Consider the following 23,294-nt stretch of genomic DNA (forward strand, 5'->3'; position numbering starts at 1 on the left):
AAACCTGTCTTATTACTTTCATTGTACACCACTTTAGTATCGATTTAAACGGATTTAACCCAATCTTCTACAAACTTCAAGGCATCATCCAATTTTTCAGGGTTTTTAGCGCCTGCCTGAGCCATATCCGGGCGTCCTCCGCCCCCGCCGCCGCAAATACCGGCAACTTCTTTCACGAGCTTGCCTGCATGGTAGCCCTTATCAACAAGATCTTTCGTCACACCAGCCGTGATGCTGACCTTGTCATCCTGTGCACTCCCAAGAACCACCACCGCAGAGCCCAGTTTTTGCTTCAAGTCATCGACCATGTTTCTCAGATTATTCATATCGGCACCTGCAACTTTCGCAGAAAGAACCTTCACACCGTCGATTGTTTTCACCTGGTCAATCAGACTGCCCGCTTCAATATTCGACAGTTTGGTGGTCAAAGATTCATTCTCACGCTGAAGATCCTTCATCTCTGTAAGAAGACCGTCGATCCTGGTCACGATATCCTTAGGCTTGGACTTCACCTTCTCGGCAGCCTGCTTCAGCAGGGTGACTTGTTCATTCAGCATATTGTAAGCCCCTTCGCCAGTGACTGCTTCGATCCTGCGTGTACCTGCGCCAATTCCGCTTTCAGACACAATTTTGAAAAGGCCGATTGCTGAAGTATTGCTGACATGGCATCCGCCGCATAATTCAAGGCTGAAATCTCCGATAGAGACTACACGGACAGTATCTCCATATTTCTCTCCGAATAATGCCATCGCGCCCATTTCTTTTGCTTCTGCAAGCGATTTGTAATCTGTTCCCACTGCAATGCTGTTCCACACCTGCTTGTTGACTATTGCTTCGATCTTTTCAATTTCCTCCGGACTCACACTTCCAAAGTGAGAAAAGTCGAAACGCAGGCGGTCCGGTTCCACAAGTGATCCTGCCTGGTTGACATGGCCGCCGAGTACATCCTTCAATGCTTGATGCAGAAGGTGTGTCGCGGTATGGTTCTTGACGACTTTACTCCGGGTTGTTTCATTGACAGATGCTTTTACTTCCTGCCCTTTTGAGAGCGTACCCTCTTCTACTACAGCACTGTGAAGGTTCTGGCCATTTGGAGCTTTCTTAACATCTTTGACTGCAACTTTCACTCCATCGGATAATAGAAGGCCTTTATCTCCGATTTGCCCTCCGCTTTCAGCATAAAATGGAGTTTTATTTAGAATGAATTGAATTTCATCGCCTTTTTCAGCTTTGTCTGTTAGCTCATTATTCAACACAATGACTTCAACTTTGGAGGTTGTTTGAAGTTTATCATAACCCACAAATTCGCTATCGACTTTGATATCTCCAAGAACGCCACCCTGAACCTGCATCGACCCAGTATCCTGGCGGGCAGAACGTGCACGTTCGCGCTGGAGTTCCATCTCTTGTTCAAAACCTGCCTGATCCAGCGTCATGCCTTCTTCTTCAGCATATTCTTCAGTCAATTCAACCGGGAAGCCGTAAGTATCATAAAGGCGGAACACGTCTTTTCCTGAGATCACAGTATTGCCTACTGCCTTTTCCTTCTGGATGACAGAAGAAAGGATTGAAAGCCCCTCATTCAACGTTTCATGGAACCGTTCTTCTTCATTCTTGACGACCTTCTGGATAAATTCCGTTTTCTCTTTTACTTCCGGGTAGAAATCCACCATTATTTCTGCCACCACTGGAACCAGTTCATACATGAATGGACGGTTGATATTGATTTGTTTTGCAAACCTTACAGCACGGCGCAGCAGCCTTCTTAATACGTAGCCTCTTCCTTCATTTGATGGGAGCGCTCCGTCACCGACTGCAAATGAAACTGTCCTTATATGGTCAGCAATGACTTTGAAGGCCACGTCTTTTTGTTCATCTGAACGATATTTTTCGCCTGATACTTTTTCAACAGCCCTCATGATCGGCATGAAAAGGTCGGTATCAAAGTTTGTCGGAACTCCCTGGGCAACACATGCCATTCTTTCAAGGCCCATTCCGGTATCAATATTTTTCTTTGGAAGCGGTGTGTAGGTGTTGTCAGGATTATGGTTGAACTCAGAGAACACAAGGTTCCATACTTCCAGGTAACGGTCATTTTCTCCGCCTGGATAAAGTTCGGGATCTTCCGGATTGTCTCCATATTCCAATCCGCGGTCATAGAAGATTTCGGTGTTAGGTCCACTTGGGCCCTCTCCTATATCCCAGAAGTTCCCTTCGATGCGGATGATTCTTTCAGCAGGAATACCGATTTGGTCTCTCCAGATTTCGAATGCTTCTTCATCTTCCGGATGGATCGTTACAGAAAGTTTTTCCGGATCAAAGCCTATCCACTTTTCATCTGTCAGGAATTCCCATGCCCACTCGATTGATTCCACTTTAAAGTAATCACCAATGGAGAAATTCCCAAGCATTTCAAAAAATGTATGATGGCGGGCTGTTTTCCCGACATTTTCAATATCATTGGTCCTGATTGATTTTTGCGCATTCACGATACGCGGGTTTTCAGGAATGACACGTCCGTCAAAGTATTTTTTCAGTGTGGCAACACCACTGTTGATCCACAGCAATGAAGGATCTTCATGTGGGACAAGGGAAGCACTTGGTTCTACCCTGTGGCCTTTTTCTTTAAAAAACTCTAGAAATTTTCTTCTGATTTCTGCACCTGTTAGGGGTTTCATTGATCTTCTTCCTCCTTCATTTGTTAAGGCTCTTTTCGTAAACTTTGTTGCTATTCACTATAAATTTCAAATATAGTCCCGGTAAATCGCCGTAAAAAATCCCTGTGAGCAGGAAAGAAAAGAGCTGCTCATTCTTTTTCGATGGTAAAACCTTTAAATACAGCGGAAAAATCCGGCACCTGGATTTTTCAAAAGGCAACAATATATGCGAAAACAACCTTTGTTAAAAATACACCAAAAAAGCATACAAAAAAGCCCTCATCCCTGGTCAGGGACGAGAGCTTGCTCGCGGTACCACCCTGGTTATGGACCTGTTAAAAACAGAATCCATCACTCTGGAGCCTTAACGCGGCGAACGGCAGCTTTACTGCACTCTGGATTAGCGTTCTGTTATCCTTCACCTGGAATTCCTTTCAGCCTGGGAAATTCCTCTCTTCCGTGCCAATGCACTCAGATGGACTATAACATACTCGATCTTTCGTCGATTTGGTTTGTGTTTTATTGTATAAGTCGAATTATAGAAATATCATCGCTATTTGTCAATCTGAACCGTGCAAAAAAAGAAAAATTTATTTATCAGGGAGCTTCCCTCGCTGTAAAATGGGTGCGCGCATGGATGATGGCTACTTTCAGCATTGCGAGAAGCGGAACAGCTACAATCAAGCCAAGCACCCCTCCGACTTCACCTCCTATGATCAGAGCTGCCATAATAAAAAGCGGATGCATGTGCAGGCTTTTGCCGACTATCAATGGGGACAGGATATTCCCTTCGAGGAACTGAAGAACAAAAACAATCACAACCACCTTAATGATCATCTCATTGGATATCGTGCTTGCTACAATGGCGGCCGGTACGGCACCGATCACCGGGCCAAAATAGGGGATGACATTGGTGATACCGACAATGATGCCAAGCAGCAGCGGATATTTCATATCGAACATCCAAAAAGACAGCGCTGCAAGAGTGCCGATTATCAAGCAAACCAATAACTGCCCCCTGATGTACCCGCCAAGCGATTCATCCAGATCCCTCAAAAAACTTCCTGCACTATTTCTCCATCTTTTTGGCGTCAGCCTTGTCGCAGTTTTTTTCACTGTAGGAAAATCCTTTAATAAATAAAAGGAGATGAAGGGAACAATCGCAAACAGCAGCAAACTGTTCATCACTTTTAGGACACCCGACAGGACCAGTGCAACAATCCCATTCAGCCATTTCTCGAACCTCTCAATTCGGGAGTCAAGTTGCTGCTGGATGCCGTCTGGCCAAGTTGAGGTCTGCCTTTGAATATAATCCAGCCAGCGCTGGTACTGATCCGTATAGAGCGGGGCATTTTCCGCCAAATCCTTGAGTTGATGAATGATGATGGGAATCCCTTTGTAAACAGCATAGCCCAAACCGCCAAAGAATAAGATATAGATCAACAATATGGCGATTCCCCTGTGGATTCCGGCTTCGAACAACTTTTCGACGACGGGATGGAGGAGATAGGTAATGAAACCGCCAAGAAGAAACGGGATAATTCCTATGATGATGACACTTAAAACAGGCTTCCATACAGGATGCAGCAGGTAGAGTATATAAAAAGTGATCACTGCAAGGAGGGTGATCGCCAGCCGGTATAGCCATCTTATATATGTGCTGTTGTTTTTCATCCTTCCCCTCCTTTTCACTCACGTATTGACTACTACTTAATGTGGGCAAAAAAAAGGAAACCATTCAGTATAGTTTAATAATAAAGGGGTGAAAGGGAATGAGAAAAAGCCATATATAAAGAATTGCTCCTTCAGCTTTTACACCGGCAGTTTCTCTTGTCCTGTCCCAGTTCGTGTACCCGCCTCTATGCAGTGTTTGAAACAAATTTGAAACCCGGAGAAAAAACTCTGGAAAGTGAATCAGGATAGGATAATAATGAAAAAAGCAGAGGGAAGCCCCCCTGCTTTTAAAACATCTTCTTAATTTGTTTCCGCATCTTCTTCATGTTCCGCCCGCTCATCATGTTCGTACGGCTGGAGTACATGGTTGCGGCAATTCCTGCTCCGAAAGCAATCATGGAGGTCATTGTTTTGTTCAAGGTACCCACCTCTTCCTTAACTTAATTGGCGGTCTTCCTCGTCAAACAAGTCATCTAAAGAGCTAAGTGTTCCATCTTCCTCGACCTGATGTGTGTGAATCACACCTTTGGTGATTGAAAGTTCGATAAAGCATTTCCAGCAGTAATACTGGTTTATCCCAATCTTGCCTATATCCTTGCTTTGACAATTTGGACATTTCATTACTCAGCCACCCCTTTAAATCCGAGGCATCGACCAGTTCCCAGGCAGCTGCAGCCTGTTCAAACGTCAATCTTTGCCATCAATTCCAGTAGCCAGTATGTCCAAATTATCAAAAGCTTATTCAATGTTTCAGCTTTACGAGGAAGAACGGCGCCATAGTTGTAAATATACCCGGAGGTTAACACCGGATACTAATATGGTTCGCTTTATCAAAGGAAATCATAAGGTGTAACGTTTTCCATTCCGATCATCGGATCTGTCAGCAGCATTTCCCCCAGCTTATCTTTCGGCTGAGGTTCATCATCAGGGATCGATTCCGCCTCGTCATCCTCAGAATTTATTCCTTTAAGTTTTTGAAAAAGGGTCGTCAGTCTCTGAACGTCTTCTTCCCTTTCCACGCCCATCCGCAGGGCTTGTTCCTCACCGCAGAGAATCAATGCATTCCTGCTTCTGGTGATGGCCGTATAGAGGAGGTTCCGCCGCAGCATCCTGAAGTAACTTTTGACAACAGGCAGGATGACAATCGGGAATTCGCTTCCCTGTGACTTATGGATGGAACAGCAATACGCAAGTGTGATTTGATTGAGTTCCTGCCGCGTGTAGGTGACCTCATTTCCTTCAAAGGAGACCACTACCATATCCTGCTTTTCTGTGTTTTCCTTAGCATAAAAAATGGAAATCACTTCACCGATATCACCATTGAAGACATTGCTTTCCGGTTGGTTGACGAGTTGCAGCACTTTATCGCCAATTCTGTATTTCGTATCTCCGAATGCAATTTCTTTACGGCTTCCGTCGTTGCTGTTGAATATTTCCTGAAGCATGATATTCAGGTTGTCAATGCCGGCTGGTCCTCTGTACATAGGCGCCAGCACCTGAATCTCCTTCGCGGTGTATCCTTTCGATTTCGCATTTTTGACCACTTTCTCCACAACCTCCGCAATCTGTGAAGCCGTACATTTGATAAAGGAGCGGTCTTTCTGCGGCTGGAGCAAATTGGACGGTAGTCTGCCCGCTTTCATATCATGGGCCATCTCGATTATGGAAGACCCTTCTTCCTGACGGTAAATGTCAGTCAACCGAACGGTCGGGATGACTTCCGAACGGAGCAGGTCCTTCAAGACCTGTCCCGGACCTACAGAAGGAAGTTGATCTTCATCTCCTACAAGCACTACCTGAATATCATCAGGCAGGGCTTTGAAAAGCTGATTGGCAAGCCACGTATCGACCATTGACATCTCATCGACAATCAGGAGTTTTCCCTGAATGGAACGCTCTTCGTCATAGTCAAAGCCGTCCATCCCATTCCATCCAAGAAGCCTGTGGATCGTCCCCGCAGGAAGGCCGGTGGATTCGGTCATCCTTTTCGCGGCCCTTCCTGTAGGTGCAGCAAGAAGGACAGGGAATGGCTCGTCTTTGTAATCCTTTGGATCAAGGGAACAGCCGTGAAGTTCACTATAAAGCTCGACGATCCCCTTAATGACAGTCGTCTTTCCTGTCCCGGGGCCTCCTGTCAACAGCATCATCGGAGACATTAAAGCTGTCTCAATGGCTTCTTTTTGAGTCGGAGCGTATTGAACCTGCAGTCTTTCTTCCAGACCTCCAAGAGCCATCAGGAACTCAGATTGGGGAAATTGGTCTGTATATTGATCCTGGGAAAGGAGCCGTTCGATATTCGTTATCAGCCCTTTTTCGGAGAAAAATAAAGAAGGAAGATATATCCTTCGTTCTTCACCGATGATTTTCCCTTCTTCCTGCAGCTTTATGACTTCACGGGAAATATCATCGAAGCTGATTCGTTCACTTTGGCTTTTTTCGAGAAGGGATTTCACGTTGGTCAACAGGGTTTCGGCATCCAGGTAGACATGGCCTTCCTGCAGGCAGTTATGTTCGAGGGTATAGAGACAGCCGGCTTTTATCCTGTCGGGATGACTTCCGGTGATGCCAAGCTTGCTGCCCAATTCATCCGCACGGCCAAATCCGATCCCTTCAATATCCTCAACCAGTTTATAAGGGTTCTTCTGCAGAATTTCGAGAGCTTGTTCCTTATATGCTTGATAGATTTTCATGGAAATCTGCGGACCGAACCCGTAGCCGTTAAGGTTGATCATTACTCGCTCGAGGCCTTGGTGTTCCACCAGGGAATCGTAGAGCGCCTTTGCCTTTTCCGGGGGCAGTTTCGGTATGTCATCGAGCAGGGAAGGGCTTTCCAGTATCTTGCTGATTGCATTCTCGCCCAGTTGTTCCACAATTTTCTCAGCTGTCTTCTTGCCTATTCCTTTAAACAGTTCACTTGAAAGATAATCAACGATTCCTTGTTTCGTCTGGGGGATTTCTTTCTTGAATCGCTGCGCATGAAATTGCATGCCAAACCTTGGATGGTCCTTGAATGCACCATGGAATACATAGGTTTCCTGTTCATGGATCTTTGGAAAATGGCCGGTGACAACTGCTTCCTTATCCTCATATTGGGCATTGGTCGACTCAACCCTGATCCGGATGACAGAGTAAAGGTTGCTTTCATTGTGGAAAATGGTGACAAGATGTTTACCCTTTATATAGATTTCGTTGTCATCGAAAAGTTCTAACGAGTCCTGCCTGCTCATTTAGAATCCCCCCTTGTTTCTGCTTAGTTATCTTCTTTCAACTGATCAATCATTTTCAAGCCGTAACCAGCAAGCATATGATCCGGCTGGACTTCTATCGCCTTTTCAAAACAGCTTCTTGCTTTTTCAGCATCATCTTCATAGCCCGCATAGGCAACACCCAGATTATAATACGCATCTGCATGTCCGGGATCTTGATTAACGACGATTTTCAACTGGTCTATCGCCTCTTTATAAGCTTCCGTTTTTGCAAGGCACAGTCCGTATTGGAAACGTGCATCAGTATCCTCTCCGTTCAGTTCAACGCTTCTCATCAGGTATGGAAGCGCTAATCTCGGCTGTTCCAAATTAACAAGGGAAATGCCCAGCATGAAAAAGACATCTGCATTTTCAAGCCCTTTTTTGACAGCCGTTTCAAAGGCTTCTTTTGCTGCATCGAAATTTTCTCCACTGAAGTACAGGTTGCCCAGTGAATAATAAGCCGAGGCTGCTTCTTCATCAAGAGAGATGGCCCTTTTTAGAAACTTCTCCGCTTTTTCATTTTCTCCTACTGATAGAAGGACATTTCCAAAGTTTATGTATGCAACAGGATCTGTTGGATTTTCTTCAATCGCTTCCGTGAAAAACTTGACTGCCTCTTCCACCTTTCCTTCTTGAAGAAGCTGGATTCCTTTTAAATTTTTATCCATATGTAACACCTCTGGTTCGTTGATTTGTGTTTCGGTTTATTTCCCTAGTATATCATAACAGCTTGTTCGCTTAGAAAAGCCCTATACAAAAATAAAAGGCTAACCAGATATCCAATCTGATTAACCTTGAGATGATCAGCCTGTAAACTCAAGCTTTCTTTCATCCTTGAAAATTTCATCAATGGTTCCTCCGCCAAGGCATTCATCTCCGTTATAGAAAACGACGGCTTGTCCAGGAGTCACCGCTCTGACAGGCTCTTTAAAGATCACTTTCACCTTGTCATCATCAAGAAGCTGCACCTTCACTTCATGGTCTTCCTGACGATATCGGAATTTTGCCGTGCATTCAAACTCAGCCTGCTTTTCGTTATCCGAAGTCCAGCTGATATCTGTTGCAAGAATCGAATCCGAGTAAAGTGCTTCATGGTCAAAGCCTTGTTCAACATAAAGGACATTCCGGTCAAGGTCTTTTCCGATGACAAACCAAGGTTCACCAGCTCCGCCGATACCAAGTCCCTGCCTTTGGCCGATTGTATAATACATCAGGCCGTCGTGCTTTCCTTTCACTTCACCGTTCAGCGTTTCCATGTTCCCCGGTTGTGCAGGCAGGTAGTTGCTCAGGAACTCCTTGAAGTTCCTCTCGCCGATGAAGCAGATACCTGTGCTGTCTTTTTTGGCTGCCGTTGCAAGCTCTGCCTCTTTAGCGATTTCCCTTACCTTTTTCTTATCGATGTTACCGATCGGGAACATGACTTTTTCAAGCTGCTCCTGACCAAGCTGATTCAGGAAGTAGGTTTGATCCTTATTGGAGTCCTTGCCGCGCAGCATTTTATATTCGCCGTCGCGGTATTCGACTTGTGCATAGTGCCCTGTTGCCAGATAGTCTGCCCCTAGTTTCACTGCATGCTCAAGGAATGCTTTGAACTTGATTTCCTTGTTGCACATGACATCGGGATTTGGTGTACGGCCTGCTTTATATTCGTCCAGGAAGTACGTGAATACCTTGTCCCAATATTGCTTTTCGAAATTGACGGCGTAGTAGGGGATCCCAATTTGGTTGCACACCCGTATGACGTCCTCATAGTCTTCGGTAGCCGTACATACGCCATTTTCATCGGTATCATCCCAGTTCTTCATGAAAATTCCGATGACATCATATCCCTGCTCTTTTAATAACAGTGCAGCGACGGAGGAATCCACCCCTCCTGACATGCCGACAACCACTCTTGTATCTTTAGGTTCCTTCTTCACGAAAGGCACCTCCTTTATATAGTCAGGACGAAAATGTCTTTTAATCATTGTGATTGTTTGTAAAACAATAGAAAGATTCTAATACAAACTGCCGGGGAAGACAAGAGATTGAGCTCTGCCTTATTTTCTCAGGCGATTGACAACCTTGGCGACTTCTTTGGCTGTTTGAATGATATCCTCTTTTGTATTCGTAATACCGAAGCTGAAGCGGATTGAATTTCTCAGACGCTCAGAGTCTTTGCCGAACATAGCAAGCAGAACATGGGAAGGTTCAATGGATCCTGCTGTGCAGGCAGAGCCGCTGGAGACAGCGATGCCTGCTAAATCCAAATTCACCAGCATCGACTCGACGTCGGTTCCAGGGAAGCTGAGGTTCAGGACGTGCGGAAGCGAATGTTCCAAGTTTCCATTCAAGTAGAATTCAACTTCTTCCTCTTTTAGCGACTCCATTAATATCTTCTTAAATTCTTTATATTCTTCAGCTTTTTTATCCATCTCTTCCTGAGACAGCCTGATTGCTTCAGCCATCCCGACAAGTGACGGCAGATTTTCGGTCCCTGCCCTCCGCTTTCGTTCCTGTTCGCCGCCAAACATTTTGGCCTCAATGGGAACATCTTTTCTTACATACAGAAAGCCGGCCCCTTTTGGTCCGTTGATTTTGTGCGATGAGATGGAAAGCAAATCTATGTTTTGAGCTTGGACATCTATTTTAATCAAACCGAAAGCCTGGACTGCGTCTGTGTGCAGCAATACTCCCCGGCTTCTGGTCAGTTCCCCGATTTCAGAAATCGGCTGAACGGCTCCGATTTCATTATTGCCGTACATGATACTGACTAAAATGGTGTCATCTCTTAAAGAAGCTTCGACATCTTTGACAGAAACCAGCCCCTGTTCATCCACCGGCAAATAGGTGACTTCAAATCCTTCTTTCTCCAGCTGGGCACAGGTATGGAGTACGGCATGGTGCTCGATGGAAGTTGTGATGATATGCCTGCCTTTTTCTTTCAGCGCATGGGCAGTACCGGACAACGCCAAATTATCAGCCTCCGTGCCTCCGCTTGTAAAAATAATTTCATTGAACCCTGCTCCTATACTTTTAGCTGCCGCCATACGGGCATTGTCCAGCTGATGTCTGGCATCCCTTCCGGAAGAATGGATACTGGATGGATTTCCGAACGTGCCTTTCATAGCTTCTGTCATTACTTCAATAACCCGGGGATCCATCGGGGCGGTCGCCGCATTATCGAGATAAATCGTGTTCATAGTCATTCCTCCAAATTAAATATAAAACATATAGGCATCTGACTCGCCTTCGTCAGTATAGCTTGCAAGGTCTTCTATCGTGGTATTATCCAACACTTCTTTAACTGCGTCCCTGATTCTCATCCAGAGTTCACGTTTTGCAGGCTCTTCATCTTCAATGCCCTCGACCGGGGAAATCGGTCCCTCAAGGATCCGGATTATATCTCCTGCCGTTATTTGTGCAGGTTCATTCCCCAGGATATAACCTCCGTATGCACCCCTGATGCTTTTAACAAGCCCTGCGTTCCTCAATGGAGCCACAAGTTGTTCAAGGTAATGTTCTGATAAATTCTGCGCTTTGGCAATCGCCTTCAAGGAAGTCGGGCCTTCCCCATGCCTCTTTGCGAGCTCAATCATAATGGTCAATCCATAGCGTCCTTTAGTAGAAATCTTCATAACTCTCGCCCCTCAATCTATCTTTCATAAGATCGTATTGGTAGTTGTTTTTCATCTATCTTTCCTATGATATAACGGTCTATATCAACTATGATTTCCTATAGTAACTTTTGTCATTATAGCACAATCGAAAGGCTCTGTTAAAAAAGGCTGTTTTCGCAAATATTGCTGCTTTCGGAAAAATCCCAGGTGACGGATTTCCCCCCTGTAATACAAAGGTTTTACTTTCGAAAAAGCACGAGCAGCTCTTTTCTTTCCTGCTCACAGGGGTTTTCACGACAATTTACAAGGATATTATATGAAATTTATATTTAATAGCAACAAAGTTTACGAAAAGAGCCGTCCTGCGGATGCCATCGTTTCAATGTTGGGCAGAATGTGATAAATTAATAAAATAATGAGAACGCCAGTTTGGAGAGATAAATATGAGCATCAAACCATTGGCCTATCGCATGAGGCCGCGAACCATAAATGAAGTCATCGGCCAGCAGCACCTTGTGGGTGAAGGAAAAATCATAGATAGAATGGTCAAAGCCAAGCAGCTTTCTTCCATGATTTTGTACGGTCCGCCCGGCATCGGAAAAACATCGATTGCGAGCGCGATTGCCGGCAGCACCAATTACGCATTCAGGACCCTCAACGCGGTTACGAATAATAAAAAGGATATGGCGGTGATTGCAGAGGAAGCCAAGATGTCCGGAAAAGTCATTCTGCTTCTGGATGAGGTCCACCGCCTGGATAAAGCCAAGCAGGATTTTCTGCTTCCATACCTTGAAAACGGCATGATCACATTGATTGGAGCTACAACCAGCAACCCTTACCATGCAATCAATCCGGCCATCCGATCACGATGCCAGATATTTGAATTGAAGCCTTTGTCTGCCGAGGATATGAAACTTGCTCTGGAAAATGCGATTAAGGATGAAGAGCGGGGGCTTGGAAAGCAAAACATTTCAGTCACCGAGGAGGCGCTCCTTCACTTTGCACGAGCCAGCAGCGGGGATGTGAGAAGCTCCTTGAACGCCCTTGAGCTCGCCGCCCTTTCAACAAAGCCCACGGAAGAAGGGATTGTTGAAATTAATGTGGAGACCGCTGAAGAATGCCTTCAGAAAAAAAGCTTTTCCCATGATAAAGACGGAGATGCACATTATGATGTTCTCAGCGGTTTTCAAAAATCCATCAGGGGAAGCGATGTGAATGCGGCCCTCCATTACCTGGGAAGGCTCTTGGAAGCGGGGGATATGCCAAGCATCACCAGAAGACTTCTGGTGATCGCCTATGAAGATATTGGATTAGCCAGCCCGCAAGCCGGACAAAGAACCCTGGCGGCGGTGGAAACAGCTGAAAAAATCGGTTTTCCTGAAGCAAGAATCCCTCTCGCTAATGCTGTCATCGAGCTGTGCCTTTCTCCAAAATCCAACACGGCAATCAGTGCAATCGATGCCGCGTTAAAGGATATCAGGAGCGGAAGGAACGGGGAAGTGCCTGCACACCTGAAGGATGCCCATTACGCTGGAGCCAAGGAATTGGGAAGGGGGATCGAGTACAAGTATCCCCACGACTATCCATCTGGATGGGTCAAACAGCAATATCTGCCGGATACTCTCAAAAATGCCCGCTATTATGAACCGAAGGAGACTGGTAAATTCGAGACGGCGATCTCCCAGGTTTATAAAAAAATTATGGGACAGAAATAACATTCGGAGGTGCTTTATGGCGCCTCTTTTTATTATGGAGTATCTCAGCGGCTGTCATGAAACAAGCTAATTGAATTTACAGTTTGTTTTTGGGTTTATGAGGGTTTTATGAAATACCCTACTCTTATTTGGAGTTCGTTTTTGGTCTCATGGAGCCTTCATGGGTCACCTAATCTTAGTTTGGGGTTTGTTTATGGCTTCATGAAGCTCTCATGTAACACTCTTAACTTATTTGGAGTTCACTTCTGGTCTCATGAAGTCCTCATGGGGCACCCTAACCTTAGTTATGAATGCACAACTTGTCTTATGAAGCGTTAATGAGATACCCTATTCTGGTTTTATGAAGCCTTCATGTTACACCTTAGTCTATTTAGGAACTCTTCTCGGAATTCTCGGAACTCTTGCCACCCCGCTTTATATTCTCCTTCCTTTATCCTAATAGGATTGTATCGGATGGGGTACGACCTCCTGCGGACTAGCGGGACTCGTCCAGCTCAGTGGCCGAAGGTCCATACCCACCGGAACGGACTTAGCGACTAGCGGATTTCAGGCTCCTTCCTTGCGAATCCAGCTTCAAGGCCCAGCTGCTAGCGTACTTCCCGATTCCTCCTTGCGATAAGTCAACATCGGCCGCTTCGCTTGCCGTGTTTCCTTTATCTCATATGGATTCAGTCCAGTCCGTACGCATCTGATCGGGCCTTTACGCCTTTTATTAATAAGTCATCATCAACTCACGCTGTTCGTTGTGATTCCCTTATCTCATACAGAAGCCATCCAATTCGTACGCTGAACGGCCCCTTCCGCTTTTGATAGATGAGACCAAGGTTACGTACCCACTGGAACGTAAACCCGCAGGCAAAGCCGGGGAGGCTCAACGCCCGCCCCGCGGAGTCGTGCGGCTGAAGCGGAAATCCATTAATCTAAACAGCCATAATCTTTGCGAAGAGAGCGTAAAAAACCGCCGCGGAACCAAGTCCCGCGGCGGTTGTGTATATCCTATTTTTTTATGCTGCAACATCCCTCTTATTGAAAACGAAAAATGCAAGGAGATGGAAGATCAAGAAGTAGACGATGAGAACTGTAATCGAAAATCCGAGCGTCATATCTTCCACCAGTTTCGGCATGGCCCCTGTATACATTCTCAAATCGGTATTCGCAAACAGACTGTATTTTGCCCAGTCGTATTTTAAGGCGATGAAGCCTGTCGCAGTGCTTCCCATGAACAGAAGGAACAATGAGATACCGATGGCAAGCGAACTGTTTCTGAATACAGCTGAAATCATGAAGGCCATTGTCGCCATCATCGTAATACTGATGGTACTTAACAGATAGTTTTTGATTGAGTACAGCAGCATACTTTGTTCTTCCACTGATCCATCAATGTAAACAAGATGCGGCTGACTGTCTCCCCCGCCAAAGAATATTGCACCCAGGATGGTTGATAGTACAAACAAAGTCAGCAGTAATGTAACTCCAAACAGCAGGACAGTAATATATTTGGATAGAAGGATCTTTGTCCTGGAAATCGGCCTGATCAGTAAAAGTTTAATGGTTCCCCATGTGAACTCACCGGCAACGATACCCGCAGCAATAATAATGGCGAATAGTCCGATGATATCAATGAAGTTGGCATTGAAGTTCACAAATGACCACATATTTTCACCGCTGGCAGGCTCAATGTCGTTGTCCAGCCTGTATTCATTGATTGCAATCTGCTCCTCAATGGATTGCTTTTGGAAGCTTTGCATTCCTTCATTTTCTTTTAGATACTGCTTATCCGATTCAACCTGCATCTGAGTCTGCTGCTTCCAATCTCCTTCAGCCGTATCCGGAGGGCCCATAAATTTCATGACTGATCCGGCACCGACAACCAACAGGACCAACAGCCCGATCATCACATAAGTCCCTGGCCTGCTGAATATTTTAATCCATTCATTTTTGATCAAATTAAACATTTATCGCTTCCCCCTTTTCATTCGTGATTTCCAGGAAGCGGTCCTCAAGTGTTTTGGCAACCGGGATCACGGAATAGATATCGATATTATGCTGTACCAGCGTGCTGATAAGCTGCGGGACCTGTTCCTTCGTTAAAGCTATTTGCATTTTACCGGCATTGACCTGATGAGGAAGATCAGGATATATCTCTGAAACCACTTTAGAAGCTTTTTCTGCCTCTCCTGTTTCAAGCTGATAGACCTGCTCATTGCCTTGAACAAACTCCTGTACCTGCTGGACATCGACCAGTTTCCCTTTTTGTATGATTCCGATACGGTCACACATCATTTCCATTTCGGAAAGAAGATGGGAGGATACTATTACCGCCATGCCGCTCTCTGCAGCCAATCTGCGGATATAATCCCTGATTTCCCGGATTCCTGCCGGGTCAAGGCCATTTGTCGGTTCATCCAAGATCAATACTTTTGGATTGTGCAGCAGGCACTGTGCGATGCCGAGCCTTTGCCTCATACCAAGGGAATAAGTTTTGACCTTATCATTGATCCGGTCGGTCAACCCTACCAATTCCACGACTTCCTTGATTCTTTCCTCTGTTACTCCTTTGTGCATCCTCGCAAAATGCTGAAGATTTTTATATCCTGACAGGAATTTATATAGCTCCGGGTTTTCGACGATTGCACCTATCTCTCTAATGGCTCCCTCAAAGTTGCTCTTTACACTGTTTCCATTGACAACGATATCGCCTTCTGTAATTCCCATGAGACCGACGATCATTCTTATCGTCGTCGTTTTCCCCGCTCCATTCGGTCCCAGGAATCCGAAGACTTCTCCCTCATGCACCCCGAAAGAAAGTGAATCGATGATTTTCTTGCCTTTGATTACTTTTGAAACGTTCTTGAGTTCCAATACTGTTTTCAAATCTCTTCCCCCTTGTCTTTGTTTTGTGTTCTTGCTTTCAGCCAATCCATCAGTGACATGCCGCTTTCTTCCCTTAATTCCTCGACGATGCAGTGGTCCTTCAATACCCCATCCTGCAGGATATAGGCTTCATCCAGCAGAGCCTCGATCTCACTGATTTCATGTGTCGCTATTATGACAGTCTGTGATTCAAAATCTATGAATGACAGCAGACTCTTGACAATGGTGTCCCTGACCATCGGATCAAGTCCAGAAAACGGTTCATCCAATAGGAGCAGCTCTGTCTTTCTAGAGAGGACCAGGACGAGTTTCAATCTCCCGCGTTTCCCTTTCGAAAGCTGTTTGATTTTCATCGTTGGTTTCAGTTCCATATAGTTCAGCAGTTCCAAAGCCTTTTCTCTTTGAAAATCGGAAAATTGGGATTCATAGAAATCAATCATGTTCATTACCGTAAAGCTGTCGTAAAACATATCCAGCTCAGTCAGATATCCTGCTTTCCCGGCTGCCTGCCTCGTCACTTTCTCCCCGCTTATCCTTACTTCGCCCGAGGTGGGGTGAACAAGGCCGGCAATGAGCTTAAGCGTCGTGGACTTCCCGCTTCCGTTCGGGCCCAGGAGTCCGTAGATTTTGCCTTTTTCAAACGACATGCTTACATCTGTTAAAGCATGGATATTTCCATACTTTTTGCTCACAGTATCGAGACTGGCACTCATGATTCCTTACCCCCTTCCACTTTCAGGTACAAGGCTAGATCATCGAGTATCTTTTTCCGGGAAATCCCCAGTTCCTGCATACTCCCAATGAAGCTTCCCATAAGTTCCTGCTGCACCTTGTCCTTCATTTCCTCGACCAGCTCTTCTTTTTCTGTCACAAAAGTCCCCTGTCCCCGTTTGGTTTCCACCACTTCCATCCTCTCCAATTCACTGTAGGTTCTTTGAATTGTATTTGGGTTCACTCCCGATTTGACGGCCATTTCCCTCACTGAAGGAAGCTTCTCACCAGGCGAAAGCTCTTTCCTGACAATGCTGTGAATGATCTTGTCGGCGATTTGTACATAAATCGGTTTTGCCGCTTTATATTCCTCCGTCATATCTAAACCTCTACCTTTCGTTCCAGAATCCAGCTGGCTGTCATAAAAATCACAAACGCCAATATGGCATAGAGAAGGAACGGTATAAGAGGAAGATGAATGAACTTACTTCCTGCCTCAAAGTTGTCCGGACCCATTTCAATGAAGAAGTGGCCCCTGACTTTTATGGTCCACAAGTTTATAAATTCCTGGAACCAATCCATTGCCACGAAGAGTGATGCAGCGACTTGATATAGGACAAAGACCAAGAAAAGGATGAGCCAGCGGAACTTCTTCAGGACAGGGGATTTAGACAAGCCGTAATAGATGGTCCAGTACAGGAACACCCAGCATGAGAAATACACGGCACTTGATGTTACGGCAACGTTGAAGAATATGCTTTCTTTCCAAGGTAAAAATAAGATATCCCCCTCCTGCCAGGATAAGCTGAGAACACCCAAAAGATCGACCATCAAAAGGGAAATGAGTGAATAACTGAAAGCCACGATAAATTTGGACAACAGTAATTTCCTTCCGGATTGAGGGGTATGAAGCCACAATTGCGTCTTCCCTTCAATCATGAGCATGTTCAACAGGATGAGCGGCATGAAGATGATGTGAATCATGCCTTCCATGAAAACCACAACCACTGAAAGTTCCGGGAACCCAAAATAGGTGGACAGGCTGATACCGACTGCGTAAAAAAACAAAAGCAGCGCCAGCCAGCCCAGGAACCAAAGCTTTGATATCGAATAATCCTTCCAAAGCAACCCTTTAAATGCTTTCATATTGACCTCCTGTAATAGTGTTCTAGTTAGATAGTACACCGGTACACCATAAGAAGTCAAGATGGATTTCTCAATCAAACACCTATTTCTTCGTTCATTAAGGTTACGGATAAATTGGCAAATAGTTTCAATTATTTACGTGAACAGCATTATATGGATACCTGCATTCATTCTTCATATACTACATAGACAACTCTCGCAGCTGGAGGTGTGAGAAAGGATGAAATGGACAGAATATGAAGAAAAATTATTGTCTGAGATTGTCATCACCTATATACAAGAAGGAAAGACTCTTAAAGAAGCTTTCGAAGAAGCAGCATATTCTATTGGACGAACAACCGGTGCGTGCAGATTCAGATGGAACAAGAAAATGAAGAAACTGAAAACAGACGGAGACATCAATTGGATCCCATCTCAAACCTTGGAAGATTGCATCTCATTTTTACAATCATTATGTCCTGAAAATCCTGTCTCTGAAAACGAACAATTGAAGAAAGAACAAGAGGAACTGATTAAGGCGTTACACGCTGCAGAACGAAATTATCAGGACCTTAGAGAGTATTACAAAAATCTGCTCATGCCGGGGATTTGAAACCAAATTCGGTCTGGCATACAAAAAAAGCTGCCAAACGGCAGCTTTTTTCAGTCTTTGACTCTTTTGATTTCGATTGATGAAAGAAGCTCATTGATTACATAACTTGCGGCAATCAATCCAGCTACCGAAGGAACGAATGCATTTGAGGAAGGCGGAATCTTGGCCTTTCTGATTTTGGCATCGTCTTTTCCGACCTCCTGCCTCACTTCTTCCCTGATGACAATCGGACTTTCATCAGAAAAAATCACCTTGATGCCTTTGCGGATTCCTTCTTTTCTCAAACGAGTACGAATCACTTTTGCAATTGGATCAGTATGGGTTTTGGAAATATCCTCGATCATAAATCTGGTCGGATCGGTCTTATTAGCAGCACCCATTGAAGAAATCAGCGGGATGTCCCTTTGCAGGCATTCTTTCATTAAATGGATTTTGTAAGAGATCGTATCGGAAGCATCCACAATGAAATCCAAACCGTAACTGAAGAATTCTTCATAAGTTTCTTCTGTATAAAACATCTTGAGTGCTATAACTTCGCAGTCAGGATTGATATCCTTGATTCTTTCTTTCATAAGATCGGCTTTAGGCTGCCCCACTGTCGACAGCAATGCATGAAGCTGGCGGTTGATATTCGTGATATCGACATCATCCTTGTCGACAAGCACCAGCCTTCCGACACCGGATCGAGCCAGAGCTTCAGCAGCAAAAGAGCCGACTCCGCCCACACCAAGAACTGCGACTGTGCTGTTCTTCAATATATCGAGACCTTCTTTTCCAATTGCCAATTCATTACGCGAAAACTGGTGTAACAATTAAATCATCTCCGTTATATCGAGTTTCAAGTGTTATGAGTACTGATTAAGAATAAACGATGGTCTGCTTTAACGCAACCTTTCCAATAGGAATAATGCTTTATAACATCTTTGCTTCTTGATATCCGCTCCATAATGCACGGCCGCACCTGAAGGGCCACACCTAAAAAAAAGCTTAAGTGGGCGTTCAGCAACGTACGGATTGGATGGCTTCTGCAAGAGATACAGGAAACACGGCAAGCGTAGCCCGGTGTCGTCTTATCGCAAGGGTTTCAATGCTTAGTATTGTTAACATTGACCCTTTTCTATGTACATTTTACCCTGCTGATACATAAAAAAACCCCTGCCGAAGCGAGGGGGATAATTCAATATAGTTGTTTAAACAAAGTCCCGATCGTGCCGTTGCTGAGATTCCATCGTTTTGAACCCGCACTAAGCAGGTGGGTGTCTTGTTTCGAGTTTAATTAGTCCTCTTAGCCAGAGGCATTAACGCTGCTCGAAAACGCCAGACTCCCGAGATAGAAATGTTCGGTCAAAACTAATAGGTAAAACAACGAACACATCAGGACTTTGTTTTAAGTGTTGTTAAGATAATATCACAATAATCAGTCAATATCAATTCAAACCCACTAGGTATTATTCACCAGTTTTCAGGCGCAGGCTCAATTCATCCAATTGAGCGCCAGCTACCTCACTAGGCGCCTCAGTCAACAGGTCGCTTGCACTAGCTGTTTTAGGGAAGGCAATGGTGTCCCTTAGATTAGTGCGGCCAGCCAGCAGCATCACCAGGCGGTCCAGTCCAAGGGCGATCCCGCCATGCGGAGGTGTGCCGTATTCAAACGCCTCCAGGAGAAAACCGAATTGCTCCTGTGCTTCTTCTTTAGAGAAACCAAGCACTTGGAACATTTTTTCCTGTACATCACGCTCATATATACGGAGGGATCCACCGCCGAGTTCATAACCATTCAAGACAAGGTCATAGGCCTGCGCCCGTACCTTTTCAGGTTCTGTTTCGAGCATTTCCACTTCGCTTCTTACAGGCATCGTGAATGGGTGGTGGGCTGCATAGTAGCGGCCTTCTTCCTCGTCATATTCAAACAGCGGCCAGTCTGTCACCCACAGAAAGTTGAATTTGCTTTCGTCAATCAAGCCGAGTTCTTTTCCGAGCTTCAGCCTCAAAGCTCCCAGGGCGTCGGCTACCACTGATTTCTTGTCTGCTACAAATAACAGAAGGTCCCCTGTCTCAGCCGAAGCGTATTCTTTCAATACAGATTGCTCCTCTTCAGAGAAGAATTTTGAAATCGGCCCTTTCAATCCAGCGTCTTCCACTTTCATCCACGCCAGGCCTTTCGCACCATAAACGCTTGTGAACTCAGTCAATCCATCAATGTCCTTGCGAGAGTATTTCTCCGCGCCGCCTTTTACATTGATCAGCTTTACTTCTCCTCCGTTTGCAACGGTGCTTGCGAATACTTTGAAGCCTGAATCTTTAACAGCTTCAGAAACATCGGTCAGCTCCATCTCAAAACGTGTATCAGGCTTATCAGAGCCATACCTGCCCATCGCTTCCTGATAAGTCATGCGGGGAAAAGCCTCATTGATTTCAAGATCTTTTACATCCTTCATTAGCTTCTGCATCATTTTTTCCACAAGTTCAATGATTTCTTCCTGATCCATGAAGCTCATTTCAATATCGACCTGGGTGAATTCAGGCTGACGGTCGGCTCGCAGGTCTTCATCGCGGAAACAGCGGGCAATTTGGTAATAGCGGTCGAAACCGGATACCATCAGCATCTGTTTGAATAGCTGTGGTGATTGAGGTAGCGCATAGAACTCACCAGGGTGTACCCTGCTTGGCACTAAATAATCACGGGCACCTTCAGGGGTGCTTTTCGTCAGAATCGGTGTTTCAACATCCAGGAATTCATGTTCTGTCAAGAAGTCACGGAAAGACTTTGTGACATCACTTCTTAACTTGAAGGTGTCAAGCATCACTTTTCTGCGCAAGTCCAGATATCGATACTTCAAGCGCAGCTCTTCAGAAACTTCTTTCCCTTCCCCGATGACAAATGGAGGAGTCTTGGCTTCATTAATGATCTCAACCTCTTCTGCATGGATCTCGATTTTGCCTGTTTTCAAGTTTTCGTTCACAGTACCTTCCTGCCTTGCAGAAACCACTCCAGTTACAGACAGGACAAACTCATTTCTGATTTTCTCTGCAATTGCGAGGGCTTCAGAAGATGTTTCAGGATTAAAGACGATCTGTACAATTCCCTTTCTGTCCCGCAGGTCGATGAATATCAGCCCGCCAAGGTCCCTTCGTTTTTGCACCCATCCTTTTAGTGTCACTTTCTCACCGATGAACTTCTCGGTGACTTCTCCACAATATACAGTCCTTTTCATACGTAACTCCTCCTTAGGCGCGATACTTTTTAACTTCTTCTACAAATACGTCAAGATCCACTTGCTGCTGTTCGCCTGTACTCATATCTTTCAAGTTGATTTTGTTTTCTTTCAACTCATCCTCACCCAATACAGCCACAAGCTTCGCATTCATTCTATCCGCAGACTTGAATTGAGTTTTGATCTTGCGGTCAAGATAATCCCTTTCTGCCGACAATCCTGCCTGGCGGAGCTTATGCAGAAGTTTGACTGAATGATCCTTCGCTTCTTCGCCCATTGTGACAATATAGCAATCCAATTCAGTCTGTACAGGTAACTCCACAGCTTCCGCTTCAAGAGCGGCCAGAAGGCGCTCGATACTGAACGCAAATCCGATACCGGGTGTTGCCGGCCCGCCGATCATCTCTACCAGGCCATTGTATCGGCCTCCGCCGCATAAAGTGGTAATGGCACCGAATCCTTCGGCGCTGCTCATGATTTCGAAGGCGGTGTGGTTGTAATAATCCAGCCCTCTCACCAAAGTCGGATCCACTTCAAATGAAATCTCCATTTCCCCTAAATACTTTTGAACCTTATCAAAATAATTCTTGGATTCTTCATTAAGGAAATCCAGAATCGAAGGAGCTGTTTTCATCAATTCATGATCTCTGTCTTTCTTACAATCAAGAATTCTTAACGGGTTTTTCTCCAGGCGGTTTTGACAGTCGCTGCAAAACTCTCCGATCCTCGGCTCGAAGTGAGCAATTAAAGCTTCACGGTGAGCTTTGCGGCTCTCATTGTCACCCAGAGTGTTGATGACGAGCTTTAACTCCTTTAAACCGAGCTGGCGATAAATTTCCATTGCGATGGAAATGACTTCAGCGTCGATTGCAGGATCTTCACTTCCGAGCGCTTCAATGCCGAACTGCACAAATTGGCGGTAACGCCCTGCCTGCGGTCTTTCGTAACGGAACATCGGCCCGGTGTAGTAAAGCTTGACCGGCTGATTGGCAGCACCGAACATTTTGTTTTCAACAAAAGAGCGGACCACCGAAGCAGTTCCTTCAGGCCTCAATGCCAGGCTCCTTCCGCCTTGATCTTCAAAGACATACATTTCTTTCTGAACGATATCCGTGGTATCTCCTACACCTCGCAAAAATAATTCACTTGATTCAAAAATCGGTGTCCGGATTTCTTCATATTGATAGTTCCTGCAGATATCCGCCGCTGTTTTTTCAATGTACTGCCATTTGGCTGAATCCTCCGGCAGTATATCCTTCGTACCTCGAGGAATTTTAATAGACATAATGATCCCCTTCCCTGATAATCAATAAAATCAAAAATACAACAAAAAAAGCTCTTCATCCCTTGTATTGAAACAAGGGACGAGAGCTTTGGATTCCCGTGGTGCCACCCTAATTGAAGCATGATCTGCTTCCACTTAGCCAGTTAACGCCTGGTACGTTCCCGCCTTGGAAAACCTTCGTTCAGCAGGAAACCTCCGGAGTGTTCATTCACCGAACCAGTATGTAGAAATGCTTACAGCCGCGGCATTCCCTCTCTTTACACCTGTTATTTCAGCTACTATGCTCCATCTAAGGTAATAGTTAATAGTTATTTTATTTCTCTAATAATACGGATGGCTACCTGAGTTGTCAAGAGCCTCAAGGAAAATTTATGATCGTTCCATCTTCTTTTTTAGTTTACGGACTCCGGCCAAGGTCAAACCGAACTCCGACGCCAGTTCAAAGGTGTCTGTGTTCTTCTCCCTCTCCAAAAAGTTATGGAAGTTGACGCCAAAAAGCTGGTTTTCCCCATTTGAACTCATCCTGCCTTTTTCACTCTCTCTCATTGTACCCACCCTTTCTTTTTCCAGTTGTTATT

At 45.1% G+C, this 23,294-nt stretch carries 20 protein-coding genes, 1 other RNA gene and 1 other annotated feature; of the genes, 2 read left to right on the forward strand and 19 right to left on the reverse strand.

The window, feature by feature from the left end:
- Positions 1 to 44: 44 nt before the first annotated feature.
- From alaS to cymR, 9 genes are all read right to left on the reverse strand, one after another.
- Entirely contained in the window at positions 45 to 2,678 is a 2,634-nt protein-coding gene (alaS, locus tag D3H55_RS03430; RefSeq protein WP_119545516.1) for an alanine--tRNA ligase, read from the reverse strand.
- Between the two features lie 576 nt (positions 2,679 to 3,254).
- Positions 3,255 to 4,331, reverse strand: a complete 1,077-nt coding sequence (locus D3H55_RS03435; RefSeq protein ID WP_119545517.1) for an AI-2E family transporter — start codon at positions 4,329 to 4,331, stop codon at positions 3,255 to 3,257.
- A gap of 287 nt (positions 4,332 to 4,618) precedes the next feature.
- Positions 4,619 to 4,759, reverse strand: coding sequence for a YrzQ family protein (locus D3H55_RS03440; RefSeq protein ID WP_119545518.1), 141 nt, complete (start codon positions 4,757 to 4,759; stop codon positions 4,619 to 4,621).
- A gap of 7 nt (positions 4,760 to 4,766) precedes the next feature.
- Entirely contained in the window at positions 4,767 to 4,952 is a 186-nt protein-coding gene (locus tag D3H55_RS03445; RefSeq protein WP_119545519.1) for a YrzR-like zinc ribbon domain, read from the reverse strand.
- 209 nt (positions 4,953 to 5,161) lie between these two features.
- Positions 5,162 to 7,558 (reverse strand): SF1B family DNA helicase RecD2, encoded by a 2,397-nt coding sequence (gene recD2, locus D3H55_RS03450; protein WP_119545520.1) that lies wholly within the window; start codon positions 7,556 to 7,558, stop codon positions 5,162 to 5,164.
- A 23-nt stretch (positions 7,559 to 7,581) separates the two neighbouring features.
- Positions 7,582 to 8,247, reverse strand: coding sequence for a tetratricopeptide repeat protein (locus D3H55_RS03455; RefSeq protein ID WP_119545521.1), 666 nt, complete (start codon positions 8,245 to 8,247; stop codon positions 7,582 to 7,584).
- A 135-nt stretch (positions 8,248 to 8,382) separates the two neighbouring features.
- Positions 8,383 to 9,498, reverse strand: coding sequence for a tRNA 2-thiouridine(34) synthase MnmA (gene mnmA, locus D3H55_RS03460; RefSeq protein ID WP_119545522.1), 1,116 nt, complete (start codon positions 9,496 to 9,498; stop codon positions 8,383 to 8,385).
- Positions 9,499 to 9,618: 120 nt separating this feature from the next.
- On the reverse strand, positions 9,619 to 10,761 hold the full coding sequence (locus D3H55_RS03465; RefSeq protein WP_119545523.1) for a cysteine desulfurase family protein: 1,143 nt from the start codon (positions 10,759 to 10,761) through the stop codon (positions 9,619 to 9,621).
- 15 nt (positions 10,762 to 10,776) lie between these two features.
- Positions 10,777 to 11,196 (reverse strand): cysteine metabolism transcriptional regulator CymR, encoded by a 420-nt coding sequence (gene cymR, locus D3H55_RS03470; protein WP_119545524.1) that lies wholly within the window; start codon positions 11,194 to 11,196, stop codon positions 10,777 to 10,779.
- Positions 11,197 to 11,627: 431 nt separating this feature from the next.
- Here cymR and D3H55_RS03475 point away from each other — a divergent pair, with 431 nt between their 5' ends.
- On the forward strand, positions 11,628 to 12,893 hold the full coding sequence (locus tag D3H55_RS03475; RefSeq protein ID WP_168412956.1) for a replication-associated recombination protein A: 1,266 nt from the start codon (positions 11,628 to 11,630) through the stop codon (positions 12,891 to 12,893).
- 1,004 nt (positions 12,894 to 13,897) lie between these two features.
- Here the strand turns inward: D3H55_RS03475 and D3H55_RS03480 are convergent.
- From D3H55_RS03480 to D3H55_RS03500, 5 genes are read right to left on the reverse strand one after another with little or no spacing between them, the layout of a single operon-like run.
- Positions 13,898 to 14,848: a DUF2705 family protein gene (locus tag D3H55_RS03480; protein ID WP_119545526.1), complete on the reverse strand. Its 951-nt coding sequence runs from the start codon at positions 14,846 to 14,848 to the stop codon at positions 13,898 to 13,900.
- The gene (locus D3H55_RS03485) at positions 14,841 to 15,767 is read right to left on the reverse strand and encodes an ABC transporter ATP-binding protein (protein WP_119545527.1); all 927 of its coding nucleotides are present in this window, start codon (positions 15,765 to 15,767) and stop codon (positions 14,841 to 14,843) included. Before D3H55_RS03485 ends, D3H55_RS03480 begins: the two co-directional genes overlap by 8 nt.
- Positions 15,764 to 16,480, reverse strand: a complete 717-nt coding sequence (locus tag D3H55_RS03490; RefSeq protein ID WP_119545528.1) for an ABC transporter ATP-binding protein — start codon at positions 16,478 to 16,480, stop codon at positions 15,764 to 15,766. Before D3H55_RS03490 ends, D3H55_RS03485 begins: the two co-directional genes overlap by 4 nt.
- Complete coding sequence (locus tag D3H55_RS03495; protein WP_119545529.1) at positions 16,477 to 16,857, reverse strand: GntR family transcriptional regulator; 381 nt, start codon at positions 16,855 to 16,857, stop codon at positions 16,477 to 16,479. Before D3H55_RS03495 ends, D3H55_RS03490 begins: the two co-directional genes overlap by 4 nt.
- Before the next feature lie 2 nt (positions 16,858 to 16,859).
- The gene (locus D3H55_RS03500; RefSeq protein WP_119545530.1) at positions 16,860 to 17,624 is read right to left on the reverse strand and encodes a hypothetical protein; all 765 of its coding nucleotides are present in this window, start codon (positions 17,622 to 17,624) and stop codon (positions 16,860 to 16,862) included.
- A 220-nt stretch (positions 17,625 to 17,844) separates the two neighbouring features.
- On the opposite strand from D3H55_RS03500, the gene D3H55_RS03505 reads away from it, so the two are divergent.
- Positions 17,845 to 18,216 carry a hypothetical protein gene (locus D3H55_RS03505; protein ID WP_119545531.1) on the forward strand — a complete coding sequence of 124 codons (372 nt, stop codon included), beginning with the start codon at positions 17,845 to 17,847 and terminating at the stop codon, positions 18,214 to 18,216.
- Between the two features lie 50 nt (positions 18,217 to 18,266).
- Here the strand turns inward: D3H55_RS03505 and D3H55_RS03510 are convergent, their stop codons facing one another.
- The 5 genes from D3H55_RS03510 to D3H55_RS03530 all read right to left on the reverse strand — a co-directional run bounded on the left by D3H55_RS03510 (position 18,267) and on the right by D3H55_RS03530 (position 23,262).
- Complete coding sequence (locus tag D3H55_RS03510; RefSeq protein ID WP_119545532.1) at positions 18,267 to 19,028, reverse strand: tRNA threonylcarbamoyladenosine dehydratase; 762 nt, start codon at positions 19,026 to 19,028, stop codon at positions 18,267 to 18,269.
- Positions 19,029 to 19,411: 383 nt separating this feature from the next.
- Positions 19,412 to 19,600: non-coding RNA, 6S RNA (gene ssrS / locus D3H55_RS03515), on the reverse strand.
- A 64-nt stretch (positions 19,601 to 19,664) separates the two neighbouring features.
- Positions 19,665 to 21,431 (reverse strand): aspartate--tRNA ligase, encoded by a 1,767-nt coding sequence (gene aspS / locus D3H55_RS03520; protein ID WP_119545533.1) that lies wholly within the window; start codon positions 21,429 to 21,431, stop codon positions 19,665 to 19,667.
- A gap of 13 nt (positions 21,432 to 21,444) precedes the next feature.
- Complete coding sequence (gene hisS, locus D3H55_RS03525) at positions 21,445 to 22,716, reverse strand: histidine--tRNA ligase (protein ID WP_119545534.1); 1,272 nt, start codon at positions 22,714 to 22,716, stop codon at positions 21,445 to 21,447.
- 72 nt (positions 22,717 to 22,788) lie between these two features.
- Positions 22,789 to 23,017, reverse strand: a binding site (T-box leader).
- Positions 23,018 to 23,085: 68 nt separating this feature from the next.
- The gene (locus tag D3H55_RS03530) at positions 23,086 to 23,262 is read right to left on the reverse strand and encodes an RNA polymerase subunit sigma-70 (protein WP_119545535.1); all 177 of its coding nucleotides are present in this window, start codon (positions 23,260 to 23,262) and stop codon (positions 23,086 to 23,088) included.
- Between the last annotated feature and the right edge of the window lie 32 nt (positions 23,263 to 23,294).

The sequence above is a fragment of the Bacillus salacetis genome, from assembly GCF_003581585.1.
In the GTDB taxonomy this organism is placed as follows: Bacteria; Bacillota; Bacilli; order Bacillales; family Bacillaceae_B; genus Rossellomorea; species Rossellomorea salacetis.

Excerpts from the sequence above, each read along its gene's own strand:
- alaS (WP_119545516.1), bottom strand. The coding sequence starts at position 2,678 with ATGAAACCCCTAACAGGTGCAGAAATCAGAAGAAAATTTCTAGAGTTT.
- D3H55_RS03435 (WP_119545517.1), bottom strand. The coding sequence starts at position 4,331 with ATGAAAAACAACAGCACATATATAAGATGGCTATACCGGCTGGCGATC.
- D3H55_RS03445 (WP_119545519.1), bottom strand. The coding sequence starts at position 4,952 with ATGAAATGTCCAAATTGTCAAAGCAAGGATATAGGCAAGATTGGGATA.
- recD2 (WP_119545520.1), bottom strand. The coding sequence starts at position 7,558 with ATGAGCAGGCAGGACTCGTTAGAACTTTTCGATGACAACGAAATCTAT.
- D3H55_RS03455 (WP_119545521.1), bottom strand. The coding sequence starts at position 8,247 with ATGGATAAAAATTTAAAAGGAATCCAGCTTCTTCAAGAAGGAAAGGTG.
- D3H55_RS03465 (WP_119545523.1), bottom strand. The coding sequence starts at position 10,761 with ATGAACACGATTTATCTCGATAATGCGGCGACCGCCCCGATGGATCCC.
- cymR (WP_119545524.1), bottom strand. The coding sequence starts at position 11,196 with ATGAAGATTTCTACTAAAGGACGCTATGGATTGACCATTATGATTGAG.
- D3H55_RS03480 (WP_119545526.1), bottom strand. The coding sequence starts at position 14,848 with ATGTTTAATTTGATCAAAAATGAATGGATTAAAATATTCAGCAGGCCA.
- D3H55_RS03490 (WP_119545528.1), bottom strand. The coding sequence starts at position 16,480 with ATGAGTGCCAGTCTCGATACTGTGAGCAAAAAGTATGGAAATATCCAT.
- D3H55_RS03495 (WP_119545529.1), bottom strand. The coding sequence starts at position 16,857 with ATGACGGAGGAATATAAAGCGGCAAAACCGATTTATGTACAAATCGCC.
- D3H55_RS03500 (WP_119545530.1), bottom strand. The coding sequence starts at position 17,624 with ATGAAAGCATTTAAAGGGTTGCTTTGGAAGGATTATTCGATATCAAAG.
- D3H55_RS03505 (WP_119545531.1), top strand. The coding sequence starts at position 17,845 with ATGAAATGGACAGAATATGAAGAAAAATTATTGTCTGAGATTGTCATC.
- aspS (WP_119545533.1), bottom strand. The coding sequence starts at position 21,431 with ATGAAAAGGACTGTATATTGTGGAGAAGTCACCGAGAAGTTCATCGGT.
- hisS (WP_119545534.1), bottom strand. The coding sequence starts at position 22,716 with ATGTCTATTAAAATTCCTCGAGGTACGAAGGATATACTGCCGGAGGAT.
- D3H55_RS03530 (WP_119545535.1), bottom strand. The coding sequence starts at position 23,262 with ATGAGAGAGAGTGAAAAAGGCAGGATGAGTTCAAATGGGGAAAACCAG.